This window comes from Pantoea cypripedii (assembly GCF_011395035.1).
Classification (GTDB): Bacteria; Pseudomonadota; Gammaproteobacteria; order Enterobacterales; family Enterobacteriaceae; genus Pantoea; species Pantoea cypripedii_A.
The window spans coordinates 4,275,425-4,290,511 of sequence record NZ_CP024768.1 but is presented as its reverse complement, the minus strand read 5'-3'; the positions used below and the strand labels follow the sequence as shown (position 1 = coordinate 4,290,511).

Annotated in this window: 15 protein-coding genes; all 15 read right to left on the bottom strand. The window is 53.0% G+C overall.

Annotated elements, in window-relative coordinates; all coding sequences use genetic code 11:
• Window positions 1–5 precede the first annotated feature (5 nt).
• The 15 genes from pstA to rsmG all read right to left on the bottom strand — a co-directional run bounded on the left by pstA (window position 6) and on the right by rsmG (window position 15,052).
• Window positions 6–893, bottom strand: a complete 888-nt coding sequence (gene pstA, locus CUN67_RS20070) for a phosphate ABC transporter permease PstA (RefSeq protein WP_208716982.1) — start codon at window positions 891–893, stop codon at window positions 6–8.
• The gene (pstC, locus tag CUN67_RS20065) at window positions 890–1,852 is read right to left on the bottom strand and encodes a phosphate ABC transporter permease PstC (protein ID WP_208716981.1); all 963 of its coding nucleotides are present in this window, start codon (window positions 1,850–1,852) and stop codon (window positions 890–892) included. The genes pstA and pstC overlap by 4 nt, the downstream gene beginning before the upstream one ends.
• A gap of 91 nt (window positions 1,853–1,943) precedes the next feature.
• Window positions 1,944–2,987: a phosphate ABC transporter substrate-binding protein PstS gene (gene pstS / locus CUN67_RS20060; protein ID WP_208716980.1), complete on the bottom strand. Its 1,044-nt coding sequence runs from the start codon at window positions 2,985–2,987 to the stop codon at window positions 1,944–1,946.
• 176 nt (window positions 2,988–3,163) lie between these two features.
• Window positions 3,164–4,993, bottom strand: coding sequence for a glutamine--fructose-6-phosphate transaminase (isomerizing) (glmS, locus tag CUN67_RS20055; RefSeq protein ID WP_208716979.1), 1,830 nt, complete (start codon window positions 4,991–4,993; stop codon window positions 3,164–3,166).
• A 143-nt stretch (window positions 4,994–5,136) separates the two neighbouring features.
• Window positions 5,137–6,507, bottom strand: a complete 1,371-nt coding sequence (glmU, locus tag CUN67_RS20050) for a bifunctional UDP-N-acetylglucosamine diphosphorylase/glucosamine-1-phosphate N-acetyltransferase GlmU (protein WP_208716978.1) — start codon at window positions 6,505–6,507, stop codon at window positions 5,137–5,139.
• A gap of 244 nt (window positions 6,508–6,751) precedes the next feature.
• Window positions 6,752–7,171, bottom strand: coding sequence for a F0F1 ATP synthase subunit epsilon (locus CUN67_RS20045; RefSeq protein WP_208716977.1), 420 nt, complete (start codon window positions 7,169–7,171; stop codon window positions 6,752–6,754).
• 24 nt (window positions 7,172–7,195) lie between these two features.
• Window positions 7,196–8,593: a F0F1 ATP synthase subunit beta gene (gene atpD, locus CUN67_RS20040; protein WP_084878116.1), complete on the bottom strand. Its 1,398-nt coding sequence runs from the start codon at window positions 8,591–8,593 to the stop codon at window positions 7,196–7,198.
• 30 nt (window positions 8,594–8,623) lie between these two features.
• A complete protein-coding gene (gene atpG, locus CUN67_RS20035) occupies window positions 8,624–9,490 on the bottom strand; it encodes a F0F1 ATP synthase subunit gamma (RefSeq protein ID WP_084878114.1) in 867 nt (288 codons plus the stop codon).
• A 52-nt stretch (window positions 9,491–9,542) separates the two neighbouring features.
• Window positions 9,543–11,084 carry a F0F1 ATP synthase subunit alpha gene (gene atpA, locus CUN67_RS20030; protein ID WP_084878112.1) on the bottom strand — a complete coding sequence of 514 codons (1,542 nt, stop codon included), beginning with the start codon at window positions 11,082–11,084 and terminating at the stop codon, window positions 9,543–9,545.
• Between the two features lie 14 nt (window positions 11,085–11,098).
• Window positions 11,099–11,632, bottom strand: a complete 534-nt coding sequence (gene atpH, locus CUN67_RS20025) for a F0F1 ATP synthase subunit delta (RefSeq protein ID WP_084878110.1) — start codon at window positions 11,630–11,632, stop codon at window positions 11,099–11,101.
• Between the two features lie 14 nt (window positions 11,633–11,646).
• On the bottom strand, window positions 11,647–12,117 hold the full coding sequence (gene atpF / locus CUN67_RS20020; protein WP_084878108.1) for a F0F1 ATP synthase subunit B: 471 nt from the start codon (window positions 12,115–12,117) through the stop codon (window positions 11,647–11,649).
• 107 nt (window positions 12,118–12,224) lie between these two features.
• Window positions 12,225–12,464: a F0F1 ATP synthase subunit C gene (gene atpE / locus CUN67_RS20015; protein WP_003849523.1), complete on the bottom strand. Its 240-nt coding sequence runs from the start codon at window positions 12,462–12,464 to the stop codon at window positions 12,225–12,227.
• Window positions 12,465–12,513: 49 nt separating this feature from the next.
• Complete coding sequence (gene atpB / locus CUN67_RS20010) at window positions 12,514–13,332, bottom strand: F0F1 ATP synthase subunit A (protein WP_013511097.1); 819 nt, start codon at window positions 13,330–13,332, stop codon at window positions 12,514–12,516.
• 8 nt (window positions 13,333–13,340) lie between these two features.
• Window positions 13,341–13,721: a F0F1 ATP synthase subunit I gene (gene atpI / locus CUN67_RS20005; protein WP_084878105.1), complete on the bottom strand. Its 381-nt coding sequence runs from the start codon at window positions 13,719–13,721 to the stop codon at window positions 13,341–13,343.
• A 713-nt stretch (window positions 13,722–14,434) separates the two neighbouring features.
• Window positions 14,435–15,052, bottom strand: coding sequence for a 16S rRNA (guanine(527)-N(7))-methyltransferase RsmG (rsmG, locus tag CUN67_RS20000; protein WP_208716976.1), 618 nt, complete (start codon window positions 15,050–15,052; stop codon window positions 14,435–14,437).
• Window positions 15,053–15,087 lie beyond the last annotated feature (35 nt).

Sequence of the window (15,087 nt, the reverse complement as noted above, 5' to 3'; positions counted from 1 at the left end):
GGAAATTAGTGTTTGCTTCTGGCGAAAATTACACGCGCCAGGATGTTCAGCAGCAGTACGCACAGGGTAATGATCAACACACCTGCCCACGCCAGACTCTGCCATTCAGCAAACGGACTCATGGCGAATTTAAAGATGGTCACCGGCAGGTTAGCGATCGGCTGCATCATGTCGGTGCTCCAGAACTGGTTCGACAGCGCAGTAAACAGCAATGGTGCGGTTTCACCGGCAATACGCGCAATCGCCAGCAGCACACCGGTCATAATGCCGGAGACTGACGCCTTCAGAGTGATGGCTGAGATCATCTTCCACTTCGGCGTACCCAGCGCATAAGCCGCCTCACGCATACTATCTGGCACCAGGCGCAGCATGTTCTCGGTGGTGCGGATCACAATCGGAATCTGCAACAGCGCCAGCGCTACCACACCTGCCCAACCGGAGAAGTGCTGCATCTGCGCCACCACGATGGTGTAAACGAACAGCCCCACCACAATCGACGGTGCGGATAACAGGATGTCGTTAATAAAACGAATCACTTCCGCCAGCCAGTGCTTGCGACCATATTCGGCAAGGTAAATACCCGCCATGATGCCCAGCGGCGTACCGACGAAGGTTGACCAGAAAATCAGTAAACCACTACCGGCCAGGGCGTTTGCCAGGCCACCACCCGCGGTGTTGGGCGGCGGGGTCGATTCAGTAAACAGCGACCAGGATAAGCCATCGATACCACGTGAAACGGTAGTGAACAGAATCCAGATCAGCCAGAACAGGCCAAACGCCATCGTCAGTAGCGATAACGTCAGGGCAATTTTATTTTTGGTACTGCGCCATGCCTGCATTTTACGACGTGAGGCTTCCAGCTCGGCGCGCGCCTGCAATTCAATCGTTGTCATGAGCGGGCTCCTTCACTCTTCGCCAGACGCAGGATCATCAGTTTGGAGATCGCCAGCACGATAAAGGTGATAACAAACAGGATCAGCCCCAGTTCCATCAGTGCCGCCACGTGCACGCCGGATTCTGCTTCGGCGAATTCGTTCGCCAGCGCCGAGGTGATGCTGTTGCCCGGCATAAACAGCGACGCGCTGTCGAGCTGGTAGGTGTTACCGATAATAAAGGTGACCGCCATGGTTTCACCCAGCGCACGACCAAGGCCGAGCATCACGCCACCGATGACGCCGTTTTTGGTGAACGGCAGTACGATGCGCCAGATCACTTCCCAAGTGGTGCAGCCGATACCATAGGCTGACTCTTTCATCATCACCGGCGTCTGCTCAAACACATCACGCATCACCGAAGCAATGTAAGGGATGATCATAATGGCCAGAATCACGCCTGCGGCGAGGATGCCGATACCAAACGCCGGGCCGGAAAACAGCGCGCCAACGATCGGGATATTCGACATGATATCGCCCACTGGCGTCTGGAAATATTGCGCAAACAGCGGTGCGAAAATAAACAGACCCCACATGCCGTAGACGATACTGGGGATGGCCGCCAGCAGTTCAATCGCCGTACCAAGCGGACGACGCAACCAGCCCGGCGACAGTTCCGTGAGGAACAGCGCGATACCGAAGCTCACCGGAACGGCGATGATCAACGCTATCACAGAGGTCACGACAGTACCGTAAATCGGTACCAGCGCACCAAATTGCTCATTAGGCGCATCCCAGGTTTTGGTCCACAGGAAAGAGAAGCCAAATTTCTGGATGCTGGGCCAGGAGGAGAAAATCAGGGAGACGATGATGCCACCCAGCAGCAACAACACAATCAGCGCGGAGAGTTTAACCAGCGCGCCGAAAATCATGTCACCTTGTTTGCCAGGGGCTTTAAACGTCGGCTTAGTGGCAGCCATAGAAGTCTCTGTTCTCAGGGAATGACAGGGCGACATGATTATCATGCCGCCCATTGGGTAGGCCAGCATTACGGCTGGCCAGGTCTATCAGTTATTCGAACAGCGCTTTGCCTGAACTGTCTTTGATGTTGGCTTTCCAGGCTGAACGGATCTGCGCGGTTACGCTGTCTGGCAGAGCGGCGTAATCCAGGCTGGTCGCCGTTTTAGCACCGTGTTTGTAAGCCCAGTCAAAGAACTTCAGCACTTCGCTACCTTTATCAGCATTCGCCTGATCTTTGTAAACCAGGATGAAAGTGGTAGAGGAGATCGGCCATGCATCTGCGCCTTTCTGGAAAGTCAGGTCCTGAGCAAAGGTTTCGCTCCAGTTCGCGCCTTTCGCCGCGTTAGAGAAGCTGGTTTCGCTCGGCGATACCGCTTTACCGTCAGCATCCATCAGTTTGGTATAGGTCAGGTTGTTCTGCTTAGCATACGCATATTCTACGTAGCCAATTGAACCCGGCAGACGCTGTACGAATGCAGCCACGCCGTCGTTACCTTTACCGCCCAGACCGGTCGGCCAGTTTACGGTGTTACCTTTACCGATTTTGCTGTTCCACTCTTCGTTCACTTTAGACAGGTAGCTGGTGAAGACGAAAGAAGTACCGGAACCATCAGCGCGGCGTACCACGTTGATGTTGGTGTCAGGCAGTTTCACGCCCGGGTTCAGCTTAGTGATGGCCGGATCGTTCCACTTTTTGATGTTACCCAGGTAGATGTCACCCACGGTTTTACCGTCGAGGGTCAGCTGACCAGATTTGATACCAGGGATGTTGACTGCCAGTACCACGCCACCGATTACGGTCGGGAACTGGAACAGACCATTTTTTTGCAGATCTTCATCTTTCATCGGCGCATCTGACGCACCGAAATCGACGGTTTTAGCGATGATTTGCTTCACGCCGCCTGAAGAACCAATACCCTGATAGTTAACTTTGCTACCGGTGGCTTGCTGGTATTCTGCTGCCCACTTGGCATAAACCGGTGCCGGGAACGTCCCGCCTGCGCCAGTCAGATCGGTTGCTGCAAAAGCAGAGACCGCGCTTACTGCGAAGGTGGCGGCGAGGATTCGGGCTACGGTGCTACGCATCAGTGTCATGTTCCCTCCAGGGGAGTTAAAAAAATCAGGCTCTATGCCATTTTAGTAGGAGTCATTGATTGCTGCTGGAGGGAAAATAGGACAGTTTGATTACAGTCAAATGTACGAAATATGACAGTTTTATGACATCGTTTAAAAATGAAGCGGGACCTGACAGGCCCCGCTTTTCTTACTGATTATTCAACGGTAACTGATTTCGCCAGGTTACGTGGCTGATCAACATCGGTACCTTTAATCAACGCTACGTGGTACGAAAGAAGTTGCAGCGGTACGGTGTAGAAGATGGGCGCAATCACCTCTTCCACATGCGGCAACGAGATAATCTTCATGCCTTCGCTGTCGCTGAAACCCGCATCCTGATCGGCGAACACATACAGCAGACCACCGCGCGCGCGCACCTCTTCAATATTCGACTTCAGCTTTTCCAGTAACTCATTGTTCGGTGCCACCACAATGACCGGCATATCAGCATCAATCAACGCCAGCGGACCGTGCTTCAGTTCACCAGCAGCATAGGCTTCAGCGTGAATGTAGGAGATCTCTTTGAGCTTCAGCGCCCCTTCCATCGCAATCGGGTACTGATCGCCACGGCCAAGGAACAGGGCGTGGTGTTTATCAGAGAAACCTTCCGCCAGACTTTCGATAACCTTGTCCTGCGCCAGCATCTGCTCAATACGGCTCGGCAGCGCCTGTAACGCGTGCACAATCTCGTGCTCGGTGTCGGCAGACATACCCTGCAGGCGACCCAGCTTCGCCACCAGCATCAACAGAACCGTAAGCTGAGTGGTAAAGGCTTTGGTTGAAGCCACACCGATTTCGGTGCCCGCTTTGGTCATCAGCGCCAGATCGGATTCCCGCACCAGCGACGAACCTGCGACGTTACAAATCGCCAGCGAACCGAGGTAGCCCAGCTCTTTCGACAGACGCAGTGCGGCCAGAGTATCCGCAGTTTCGCCCGACTGCGACAGCGTAATCAGCAGGCTATTTTTACGCACGGCGGATTTGCGATAGCGAAATTCAGAAGCGATTTCGACATCGCAGGGAATATTGGCCAGCGACTCAAACCAGTAACGTGACACCATACCGGAATTGTACGACGTCCCGCAGGCGATAATCTGGATATGCTCAACTTTGCTCAGCAGGGCTTCTGCCTGCGGGCCAAGTTCACTGAGATCGACTTCACCGTGGCTAAAACGACCGGTTAAGGTGTTTTTGATTGCCATCGGCTGTTCATAAATCTCTTTCTGCATGTAATGACGATAGACACCTTTGTCACCGGCATCGTACTGCACGTTGGATTCGATCTCTGCGCGATTAACCGGTTTGCCACTGCGATCGACAATTGTCACTTCACGGCGGGTGATCTCGGCGATATCGCCCTCTTCCAGATAGATGAAGCGACGCGTCACCGGCAGCAATGCCAGCTGATCAGAAGCGATAAAGTTTTCGCCCATACCACGACCGACTACCAGCGGGCTACCGGAACGGGCAGCCACCAGCAGTGACGGATCGCGGCTGTCCATGATCACCATGCCGTAAGCACCGCGCAATTGCGGGATCACCCGCAATACCACTTCACGCAGCGAACCGCCCTGCTTCTGCTCCCAGTGCACCAGATGCGCCACCACTTCGGTGTCGGTTTCTGAGGCAAACTGGTAGCCACGTTCAATCAGTTGTGCACGCAGTGGCTCATGGTTCTCAATGATGCCGTTATGCACAATGATGATGTGCTCAGAAATATGCGGATGCGCATTCGCTTCTGAGGGTTCACCATGCGTTGCCCAGCGGGTGTGAGCGATACCGGTGCCACCAATCAACGGCTGTTGTTCCGCCGCCTCTGCCAGCTTCTGCACTTTGCCGAGGCGACGCAGACGCGTCACATGGCCCTGACGGTCAACGACGGCCAGACCAGCCGAATCGTAACCGCGATATTCGAGACGACGCAGACCTTCCAGCAGAATCTCTGCAATGTCGCGCTGTGCTACTGCACCAACAATTCCACACATAATAGTTTCCTGACTTCATGGCTTTCGGCCATTGCGTTGTCATCTGACCTGATATCCGGCATTGCCGGTTCCCCGAGCCTTGTAGAGAGTGGGGATAGAGTTATAGGTACTGCATAAGGCCGGTCTTTGCCGGCCATTAAAAATTACTTTTTCTTCACCGGACGCTGCCAGCCTGCTTTCTGGTTCTGTTCTTTACGGTTATAAACCAGAACGGCGGCAGGGACGTCTTTCATCACTGTGGTGCCTGCGGCGATAGTCGCACCACTGGCCACGGTCACCGGAGCAACCAGTTGAGTGTCGGAGCCAACAAACACGTTATCGCCAATGATGGTTTTCGATTTGTTGGCGCCATCGTAATTACAGGTGATGGTGCCCGCGCCGATATTCACATCCTCGCCGATCTCCGCATCACCCAGATAGGAGAGATGGCCGGCTTTCGATCCTTTACCCAGGCTGGCTTTTTTCATTTCAACAAAATTACCGACGTGCGCCTTCTCACCCAGTTCACTGCCGGGGCGCAGACGGGCAAACGGGCCGACAGTACAAGCCGCCGCCAGACTGGCATCTTCGATCACCGAATACGCGCTGATTTCACAGTCATCGGCAATCACGCTGTTTTTGATGATGCAACCCGCTGCGATTTTCACGCGATCGCCCAGCGTCACGTTACCTTCAATGATCACATTGGTATCGATTTCGACATCGCGCCCGTGTTGCAACGTACCACGCAGATCAAAACGCGCCGGGTCGCGCAACATGACGCCAGCCAGCAACAATCTTTCGGCCTGTTCAGCCTGATACGCACGTTCCAGCGTAGCCAGTTGCAGACGATTGTTCACGCCGTCGGTTTCGCTGATGCGCGCTGGATGGACTGCCTGCACGACACGGCCTTCCTGATGCGCCATGGCAATGATGTCGGTGATATAAAACTCGCCCTGAGCATTGTTGCTGTTCAGCTGAGAAAGCCAGCGTTTGAGATCGCCGCCGTTAGCAACCAGGATGCCGGTGTTGATTTCCTGAATTTTCAGCTGTTCTGCCGAGGCATCTTTTTGCTCCACGATGCCGGTGATGGTGTCATGTTGACGCACGATGCGGCCATAACCGGTGGGATTGTCGAGCACCACCGTCAGCAGCCCGATGCCGCCCGCGGGTTTAGCGGCGCGCAGGCGCTGCAACGTTTCCTGCGAGATCAGGGGGACATCGCCGTACAACATCAGAATATCTTCGTCATCGGCGAAAAAAGGAGCCGCCTGCTGCATCGCGTGTCCGGTGCCAAGCTGCTGTGCCTGAAGTACCCAGTTCAGGGTGTTCCCGGAAAGCTGAGCTTTGAGTTGATCGCCGCCATGACCATACACCAGATGGATTTGCTGTGCGCCCAGCCCGGTGGCGGCATCAATCACATGCTGAACCATCGATTTTCCTGCCAGGGTATGCAGAACTTTGGGGAGATCGGAATACATACGGGTGCCCTTGCCAGCAGCAAGAATCACCACACTCATCGCAGTTGTAGACATAACCATCCTGACTCAGTTTTAGCTTTCGAAAGTTTAAGGTTTACCCCTGAGATTACTACATTTTTCTCGGATCGAAATTAGGGGGATGATGAAAGGTGCTACACGCATGATGCGGCATTGCGCAATAAATTGCGCCGCTACGGTCAGCGCACACATTGGTAGCGGCGCGATTTATCGGGCTAAGTGCGCAGATAAAAAAAATGCCAGCCCAAAGGGCTGGCATTTCGTGACGCATAAAGCCTGATTACATCGCTTTTTTGGTCAGCTCGATAACACGCAGTTTCGCGATAGCTTTCGCCAGTTCAGCAGAGGCCTGTGCGTAGTCCACGTCACCGTGGCTGCTGCTCATGTGCTCTTCTGCTTTACGTTTCGCTTCCAGCGCGCGCGCCTCGTCAAGGTCTTCACCGCGAATCGCGGTGTCGGCCAGAACGGTGGTGCTACCCGGCTGTACTTCCAGCACGCCGCCAGAGAGGTAGATATACTCCTCTTCGCCGTGCTGTTTTACGATGCGAATCATACCAGGCTTGATGGCAGTCAGGAGCGGTGCGTGACCCGGGAAAATACCCAGTTCACCTTCGCTACCTGACACCTGGATCTTCTGCACCAGACCGGAGAACATTTGTTGCTCCGCGCTGACCACATCCAGGTGATAAGTCATAGCCATATCATTCCTCCCGGGAAACCGTAATTACAGTTTCTTCGCTTTTTCCACGGCTTCGTCGATCGCGCCAACCATGTAGAAAGCCTGCTCTGGCAGATGGTCGAATTCACCTTCCATGATGCCTTTGAAGCCACGGATGGTGTCTTTCAGCGATACGTACTTACCTGGAGAACCGGTGAACACTTCAGCAACGAAGAACGGCTGAGACAGGAAGCGCTGAATCTTACGCGCACGTGCCACCAGCAGTTTGTCGTCTTCAGACAGCTCGTCCATACCGAGGATGGCGATGATGTCTTTCAGTTCCTGGTAACGTTGCAGCAGTGACTGTACGCCACGCGCGACATCGTAGTGCTCCTGACCAACAACCAGCGGGTCCAGCTGACGGCTGGTGGAATCCAGCGGGTCAACGGCCGGGTAGATACCCAGAGAGGCGATCTGACGGCTCAGGGTTACGGTTGAGTCCAGGTGGGCGAAGGTGGTCGCCGGAGACGGGTCAGTCAAGTCATCCGCAGGGACGTAAACGGCCTGTACGGAAGTGATTGAACCGGTCTTGGTGGAGGTAATACGCTCCTGCAACACACCCATCTCTTCAGCCAGAGTCGGCTGATAACCTACCGCTGAAGGCATACGACCCAGCAGTGCAGAAACTTCTGTACCGGCCAGGGTGTAACGATAGATGTTGTCGATGAACAGCAGTACGTCACGGCCTTCATCACGGAATTTTTCCGCCATGGTCAGACCGGTCAGTGCTACGCGCAGACGGTTACCCGGCGGCTCGTTCATCTGGCCATACACCAGCGCTACTTTATCGATAACGTTGGAGTCAGTCATTTCGTGGTAGAAGTCGTTACCCTCACGAGTACGCTCACCCACACCGGCAAATACCGAGTAACCTGAGTGCTCAGCCGCGATGTTACGGATCAGCTCCATCATGTTTACGGTTTTACCTACACCCGCACCACCGAACAGACCGACTTTACCGCCCTTAGCGAACGGACACATCAGGTCGATAACCTTGATGCCGGTTTCCAGCAGTTCCTGCGAGTTAGACTGCTCTTCATAAGAAGGTGCTGCACGGTGAATAGAGGAAACCTCTACTGCGCTGCCGTCTTCTTCTTTCAGGTCGCCTTTCATGTCGATCGGCTCGCCCAGCACGTTCATGATACGGCCGAGGGTTGCTTTACCAACCGGTACCTGGATCGGTTTTTTCAGGTCAGTCACTTCCAGACCGCGCTTCAGGCCGTCAGAAGTACCCATGGCGATGGTACGAACCACGCCACCACCCAGCTGCTGCTGAACTTCCAGCACCAGACGAGCATCACCATTCTTAACCTCAAGGGCGCTGTACACTTGCGGTACTGCATCCTGAGGGAACTCGACGTCAACTACGGCGCCGATAATCTGGACAATCTTTCCAGCTGCCATCTTGAATCCTCTACCTAATTCCAAACCTGGTTAAACCGCGGAGGCCCCCGAGACGATCTCGGTAAGTTCCTGGGTGATGCTGGCCTGACGAGCTTTGTTGTAAACCAACTGCAGCTCTTTGATCAGATTTCCGCCGTTATCGGTTGCGGCTTTCATCGCCACCATACGTGCGGCCTGCTCACTGGCCAGGTTTTCCACCACACCCTGATAAACCTGCGATTCGACATAACGACGCAGCAGGGTATCCAGCAGCGCTTTCGGATCGGGTTCGTACAGGTAATCCCAGGTCTTCGCCTTCATCTCTTCTTCACCTTCCGCTGGCGGTAACGGCAGCAGTTGGGTAATGGTCGGAGTCTGAGACATGGTGTTATTAAACTTGTTGCTGACGACATACAGCTTGTCGATGCGGCCTTCATCATAAGCCTGCAACATCACTTTTACCGGGCCGATCAATTCAGACAGTGAAGGCTTATCGCCCATGCCTGTAACCTGCGCCACGATGTTGCCACCAACAGAGCCGAAGAAACCCAGCCCTTTGGAACCGATAATCGCCAGATCGCTCTGTACGCCTTTATCAGTCCAGGCTTTCATTTCTGCCAGCACTTTTTTGAACAGGTTAATGTTCAAACCACCACAAAGCCCGCGGTCAGTCGAAACGACCAGGTAGCCGACGCGCTTAACGTCACGCTCATCCAGGTAAGGGTGCTTGTATTCCAGATTACCTAACGCAAGGTGACCAATCACTTTGCGCATGGTATCTGCATACGGACGACTGGCCGCCATGCGTTCCTGCGTTTTACGCATCTTGGAGGCGGCGACCATTTCCATTGCTTTGGTAATCTTCTGCGTGTTTTTCACGCTTCCGATCTTGGATCGTATTTCTTTTGCGCCGGCCATTAGCTTCTCCTCAAAGCCTTGCGGCCTGCCTTTTCAGACAAGCCGCCAGACATTACCAGGACTGGGTTGCTTTGAACGTTTCGAGGAGGCCTTTCAGCTTCTCTTCGATTTCGTTGTTGAAGTTACCAGACTGGTTGATTTCAGCCATCAGCTCGGCGTGATCGCGGTCTGCAAACGCCAGCAGCGCTGCTTCGAAGCTACCAATTTTTGCCAGCTCAACGTCGTTCAGGAAGCCACGCTCTGCAGCAAACAGCACCAGACCCTGCTGCGCGATAGACATCGGCGCATACTGTTTCTGTTTCAGCAGCTCGGTCACTTTCTGACCGTGGCTCAGCTGTTTACGGGTTGCATCATCCAGATCAGAAGCGAACTGAGAGAACGCTGCCAGTTCACGATACTGTGCCAGAGCGGTACGGATACCACCGGACAGTTTCTTGATGATCTTGGTCTGCGCTGCACCACCCACACGGGATACCGAGATACCCGGGTTAACTGCCGGACGAATACCGGAGTTGAACAGGTTAGATTCCAGGAAGATCTGACCATCGGTGATTGAAATCACGTTGGTCGGAACGAACGCAGAAACGTCACCCGCCTGGGTTTCGATGATCGGCAGTGCAGTCAGAGAACCGGTCTTACCTTTCACTTCACCATTGGTGAAACGCTCAACGTAATCAGCGGTAACGCGTGATGCACGCTCCAGCAGACGAGAGTGGAGGTAGAACACGTCGCCAGGGAATGCTTCACGACCCGGCGGACGACGGAGCAGCAGAGAAATCTGACGGTAAGCAACAGCCTGCTTAGACAGGTCATCGTATACGATCAGCGCATCTTCACCACGGTCACGGAAGTATTCGCCCATTGCGCAACCAGCATATGGTGCCAGGTATTGCAGTGCAGCAGATTCAGAAGCAGAAGCCACAACCACGATGGTGTTAGCCAGTGCACCGTGTTCTTCCAGCTTACGTACCACGTTAGAGATGGTAGAAGCTTTCTGACCAATCGCAACGTACACGCATTTGATGCCTGAATCGCGCTGGTTGATGATGGCGTCGATGGCCATCGCAGTTTTACCGGTCTGACGGTCACCGATGATCAGCTCACGCTGGCCACGGCCGATTGGAATCATCGCATCGACAGATTTGTAACCAGTCTGAACTGGCTCATCAACAGACTGACGATCGATAACGCCCGGAGCAATCACTTCAACCGGCGAGAAGCCGTCGTTTTCGATTGCGCCTTTACCGTCGATTGGAGCACCCAGGGTGTTCACAACGCGACCCAGCAGGCCACGACCAACCGGTACTTCCAGAATACGGCCAGTACACTTAACCTTCATGCCTTCGGCGAGGTCAGCATACGGACCCATCACCACCGCACCTACAGAGTCACGCTCGAGGTTCAGGGCGATAGCGTAACGGTTACCCGGCAGGGCAATCATCTCACCCTGCATCACATCGGCCAGGCCGTGTACGCGGATGATACCGTCACTTACAGAAACAATAGTACCTTCATTGTGAGCTTCGCTCACGACATTGAACTGAGCAATGCGCTGCTTGATCAGTTCGCTGATTTCGGTGGAATTCAGTTGCATATGCTCCAGTCCCCTTAAGACTGCAAGGCGTCTGCCAGACGCTCAAGACGGCCGCGAACGCTGCCATCAATCACCAGATCACCCGCACGGATGACCACGCCTGCCATTACAGACTTATCAATTTTGCAATTCAGCTTAACTTTGCGTGACAGACGTTTTTCCATCGCGGCGCTGATTTTCGTCAGCTGGCCGTCGCTCAGCGTACTGGCAGAAATCACATCAACTTCGGCCGTCGCTTCGTGAGCGTCACGCAGTTGAATGAACTGTTCCAGTACATCTGGAAGCGCTGTCAAACGTCCGTTTTCCGCCATCACCTTAATCAGGTTCTGAGCGTATTCATCCAGTTGATCACCACAGACTGCGATGAAAGAAGCAGATAAGGCTTCCGGTGCTAAGGCACCGGAAAGGAGATCTGCCATCTGTTCGTTGCCAGCCACTTCTGCGGCAAACGCCAGCATGTTTTGCCAGCGCTCGATACTTTGATGCTCAACAGCAAAGTCAAAAGCTGCTTTGGCGTAGGGGCGAGCTACAGTAATCAGTTCAGACATCAGCCCCTCCCTCCTTACAGTTCAGCGACCAGTTTATCAACGATGTCGCTGTTAGCAGCTTCATCAACGGAACGTTCGATGATCTTCTCGGCGCCAGCTAATGCCAGCAACGCGACTTGCTTACGCAGCTCTTCGCGGACACGTGAACGCTCGGCTTCGATTTCTGCCTGCGCCTGCGCCACGATGCGGTTACGTTCAGTCTCAGCTTCAGTTTTCACTTCGTCCAGAATCTGGGCACGGCGTTTGTTCGCCTGCTCGATAATGACCTGGGCTTCTTCTTTAGCTTTTTTCAGCTGGTCGGTCGCATTGGCCTGCGCGAGATCCAAATCTTTCTTCGCGCGTTCAGCAGAAGCAAGGCCATCAGCAATTTCTTTCTGGCGCTTTTCGATGGCAGCCATAATCGGCGGCCATACGTACTTCATGCAGAACGCGACAAACAGGATGAACGCGATGGCCTGGCCGAGGATTGTTGCATTAATGTTCACAGCACAATGCCTCTTATTAAGTTAACTTGCTCTGCCGTTATCAATGATAAGCGGCAGAATCCGTTTCTCACCACACCCGGTGTCATGAGAAACAAAGGCTATCAGGCTTAGGCGACAGCAAACATCACGTAGAGACCCAGACCAACAGCGATCATCGGGATTGCATCCACCAGACCCATTACAACAAAGAACTGCGTGCGCAGCAGAGGAATCAGGTCCGGCTGACGCGCAGCGCCTTCCAGGAATTTTCCACCGAGGATGCCGATACCGATCGCAGCACCGATTGCCGCCAGGCCCATCATCACAGCGGCAGCCATGTACAGCAGATCCATATTCAGGTTTTCCATGACAGTCTCCAGTTTGTTTCAGTTAAAAGCTAAGTAGTTGAGATAAAAATCAATGCTCTTCAGATGCCATCGACAGATAGACGATCGTGAGGACCATGAAAATGAAAGCCTGCAGCGAAATGATCAGGATGTGGAAAATGGCCCACGGCACATTCAACACCCATTGCGACCACCACGGCAGCAGACCGGCAATCAGGATAAAGATCAGCTCACCCGCATACATGTTGCCGAACAGTCGCAGACCGAGTGAAACCGGTTTGGACAGCAGGCTAACACCTTCAAGAATCAGGTTGATGGGGATGAAGATCGGGTGATTAAAAGGCTGCAGCGTCAGCTCTTTGGCGAAGCCACCTACACCTTTCATTTTGATGCTGTAGAACAGAATCAAAATAAATACGCCCAGCGCCATAGACAGCGTGATGTTCACGTCCGCAGACGGCACGACGCGCAGCGCCGGCAGGCCTAAATAGTGCTCACCGATAAACGGCAGCAGGTCGATAGGCAGCAGATCCATGAAGTTCATCAGGAAGACCCAGACGAAAATCGTCAGAGCCAGCGGGGCGATAAGTTTGCTTTTACCGTGGTACATGTCGCGCACGTTGTTATCAACGAAGCCGACAACCAATTCGATAGCCGCTTGTAATTTCCCTGGCACACCGCTGGTGGCGCTTTTTGCCACTTTACGGAACAACACCAGGAAGATAAGTCCCAGCACCAGAGAGAAAAACATGGAATCGATATTTAATACCCAGAACGTCGCGGGAGCGTCGTGCGGATTCACTAACTCGAAAGTACGCAGGTCCAGCTGAAGGTTATTCAGGTGGTGACCTATGTATTCTTGCGGAGTAGAGATTTCTCCTGCAGCCATGATGCCTCTTACCCTTTGTTGTTAATTACAGCCGGTGCGACGATCTGCACCACCAGCACCGATAACCAGGTGATTGCGACTGGCCAGAAGACCGCCCCAAACACACCCAACGCCACAATGAGAAAAATAATGGTGGCGAACACCTTTAACACTTCACCGAAGGCGAAGCTCCAGGCTACACGCCCTTTGGCCGGTGTTTGCCCCTGCAGGCGCCAGGCTAAAAACATAAACAACACATTCGGCAGCCAGGCTGCCAGCCCACCCGCGATGGCGGAGGCACCCCAGATAACATCTTTCAGGGCAAACAACGCACCGATTACGACAAATGTCACCAGCTGAAAAAGCAGCACGGTTCGGGCTAATTTTACACTGTAAAGAGACACTGACATGGTGCTGAACTCTCCTGCCCCGAACGGGGTATGTCGCGTGTCGTATAAGACTGCCTTTACTCATTTGAGTCAAGCAGCAAAAGCCGTGCAAATTATACGGGCCGCACCTGCGATTTCAATCGCTAAGTAGCGAAAAGGTGAACAATTATTTAAATTTCTTTCCGGAGGGCTATTTCTCAAAAGATTCACATCGGAGAATGATGGATTCATGAGGTGAAATTGCGCCTGCCACTTGCTTTTAAAGCGTGCTTCAGATCACATTATAAGCATATGGACATGATGTGATTTTGTTTTGAACAAATAAATACCAATTTCGAATCGGACAAAAAAGTCCAGTTATCAGAAAGATAAAATTATAATCAGGCCACATCGGCTGGATTAACGATAAAAACACTCTATTGACATCTCACAGCGTAATAAAATCGCAAAACTGATATTACGCACGCCGATTTATTGCAGAGTTATATTTTCTGGCGTGACTATTCTTTCGCGTAAATACACCCAGAGAAGTGATCTAACTGATAATGAAATGTGAATTAAACGTTAAATGTAACAGAGCTTTTCGGATAATTTCCGCCAGGAATGTTAACTCGCTTCCCCTGCCCTGCTGAATAAATCTCTTTATCGCCTGTCGTTCGATTGCTGCTTTTTTATCCACCCCATCAGGTAACTCAAATGGTATAGATTGGTCTTAATCCATACCATTTTCAGGGCTATTGACGGGCGATAACCACCAGATGACGTTCCCCATCCAGCTCAGGTACCTGCAACGGATAAACCTCTTGCACCACAAAACCTGCTGGTAAGGTGGTCATTTCATCATCCGGACGTACCCCTTTCAGGGCATAGAAATGTCCCTGTGCCGAAGGCAGATGATGGCACCAGTTCACCATATCCTCAAGCGAAGCGAAAGCACGGCTGATCACCCCATCAAAAGGCGGCTCTGCCGGGAAATCTTCAACACGGCTCTGCACTGGCGTAACATTAGTGAGCCCTAACTCATGTTGCACCTGACGGAGAAAACGAACCCGTTTGCCGAGGCTATCCAACAGCGTGAAATGCGCCTGTGGCCGCACAATCGCCAGCGGAATACCCGGTAATCCCGGCCCGGTTCCCACATCAATGAAGCGATCACCCTGTAAATGCGGCTCTACTACGATGCTATCGAGAATATGACGTACCAGCATTTGCTGCGGATCGCGCACGGATGTCAGGTTGTAGGCTTTATTCCATTTATGCAGCAACTCAACATAACCAACCAGCTGTTGTTTTTGTTGATCGGAGAGAGAAATGTTTGCCGCTTTCAGCAGCGCGGAGAGTTTGTTAATCACGACGAGAATTCCATTAACGGGGGCGAGCAGGCCCG

What these genes read in the sequence shown, in the direction of transcription:
- pstA (WP_208716982.1), bottom strand. Translation starts at nt 893, where the DNA reads ATGACAACGATTGAATTGCAGGCGCGCGCCGAGCTGGAAGCCTCACGT.
- pstC (WP_208716981.1), bottom strand. Translation starts at nt 1,852, where the DNA reads ATGGCTGCCACTAAGCCGACGTTTAAAGCCCCTGGCAAACAAGGTGAC.
- pstS (WP_208716980.1), bottom strand. Translation starts at nt 2,987, where the DNA reads ATGACACTGATGCGTAGCACCGTAGCCCGAATCCTCGCCGCCACCTTC.
- glmS (WP_208716979.1), bottom strand. Translation starts at nt 4,993, where the DNA reads ATGTGTGGAATTGTTGGTGCAGTAGCACAGCGCGACATTGCAGAGATT.
- glmU (WP_208716978.1), bottom strand. Translation starts at nt 6,507, where the DNA reads ATGTCTACAACTGCGATGAGTGTGGTGATTCTTGCTGCTGGCAAGGGC.
- CUN67_RS20045 (WP_208716977.1), bottom strand. Translation starts at nt 7,171, where the DNA reads ATGGCTATGACTTATCACCTGGATGTGGTCAGCGCGGAGCAACAAATG.
- atpD (WP_084878116.1), bottom strand. Translation starts at nt 8,593, where the DNA reads ATGGCAGCTGGAAAGATTGTCCAGATTATCGGCGCCGTAGTTGACGTC.
- atpG (WP_084878114.1), bottom strand. Translation starts at nt 9,490, where the DNA reads ATGGCCGGCGCAAAAGAAATACGATCCAAGATCGGAAGCGTGAAAAAC.
- atpA (WP_084878112.1), bottom strand. Translation starts at nt 11,084, where the DNA reads ATGCAACTGAATTCCACCGAAATCAGCGAACTGATCAAGCAGCGCATT.
- atpH (WP_084878110.1), bottom strand. Translation starts at nt 11,632, where the DNA reads ATGTCTGAACTGATTACTGTAGCTCGCCCCTACGCCAAAGCAGCTTTT.
- atpE (WP_003849523.1), bottom strand. Translation starts at nt 12,464, where the DNA reads ATGGAAAACCTGAATATGGATCTGCTGTACATGGCTGCCGCTGTGATG.
- atpB (WP_013511097.1), bottom strand. Translation starts at nt 13,332, where the DNA reads ATGGCTGCAGGAGAAATCTCTACTCCGCAAGAATACATAGGTCACCAC.
- atpI (WP_084878105.1), bottom strand. Translation starts at nt 13,721, where the DNA reads ATGTCAGTGTCTCTTTACAGTGTAAAATTAGCCCGAACCGTGCTGCTT.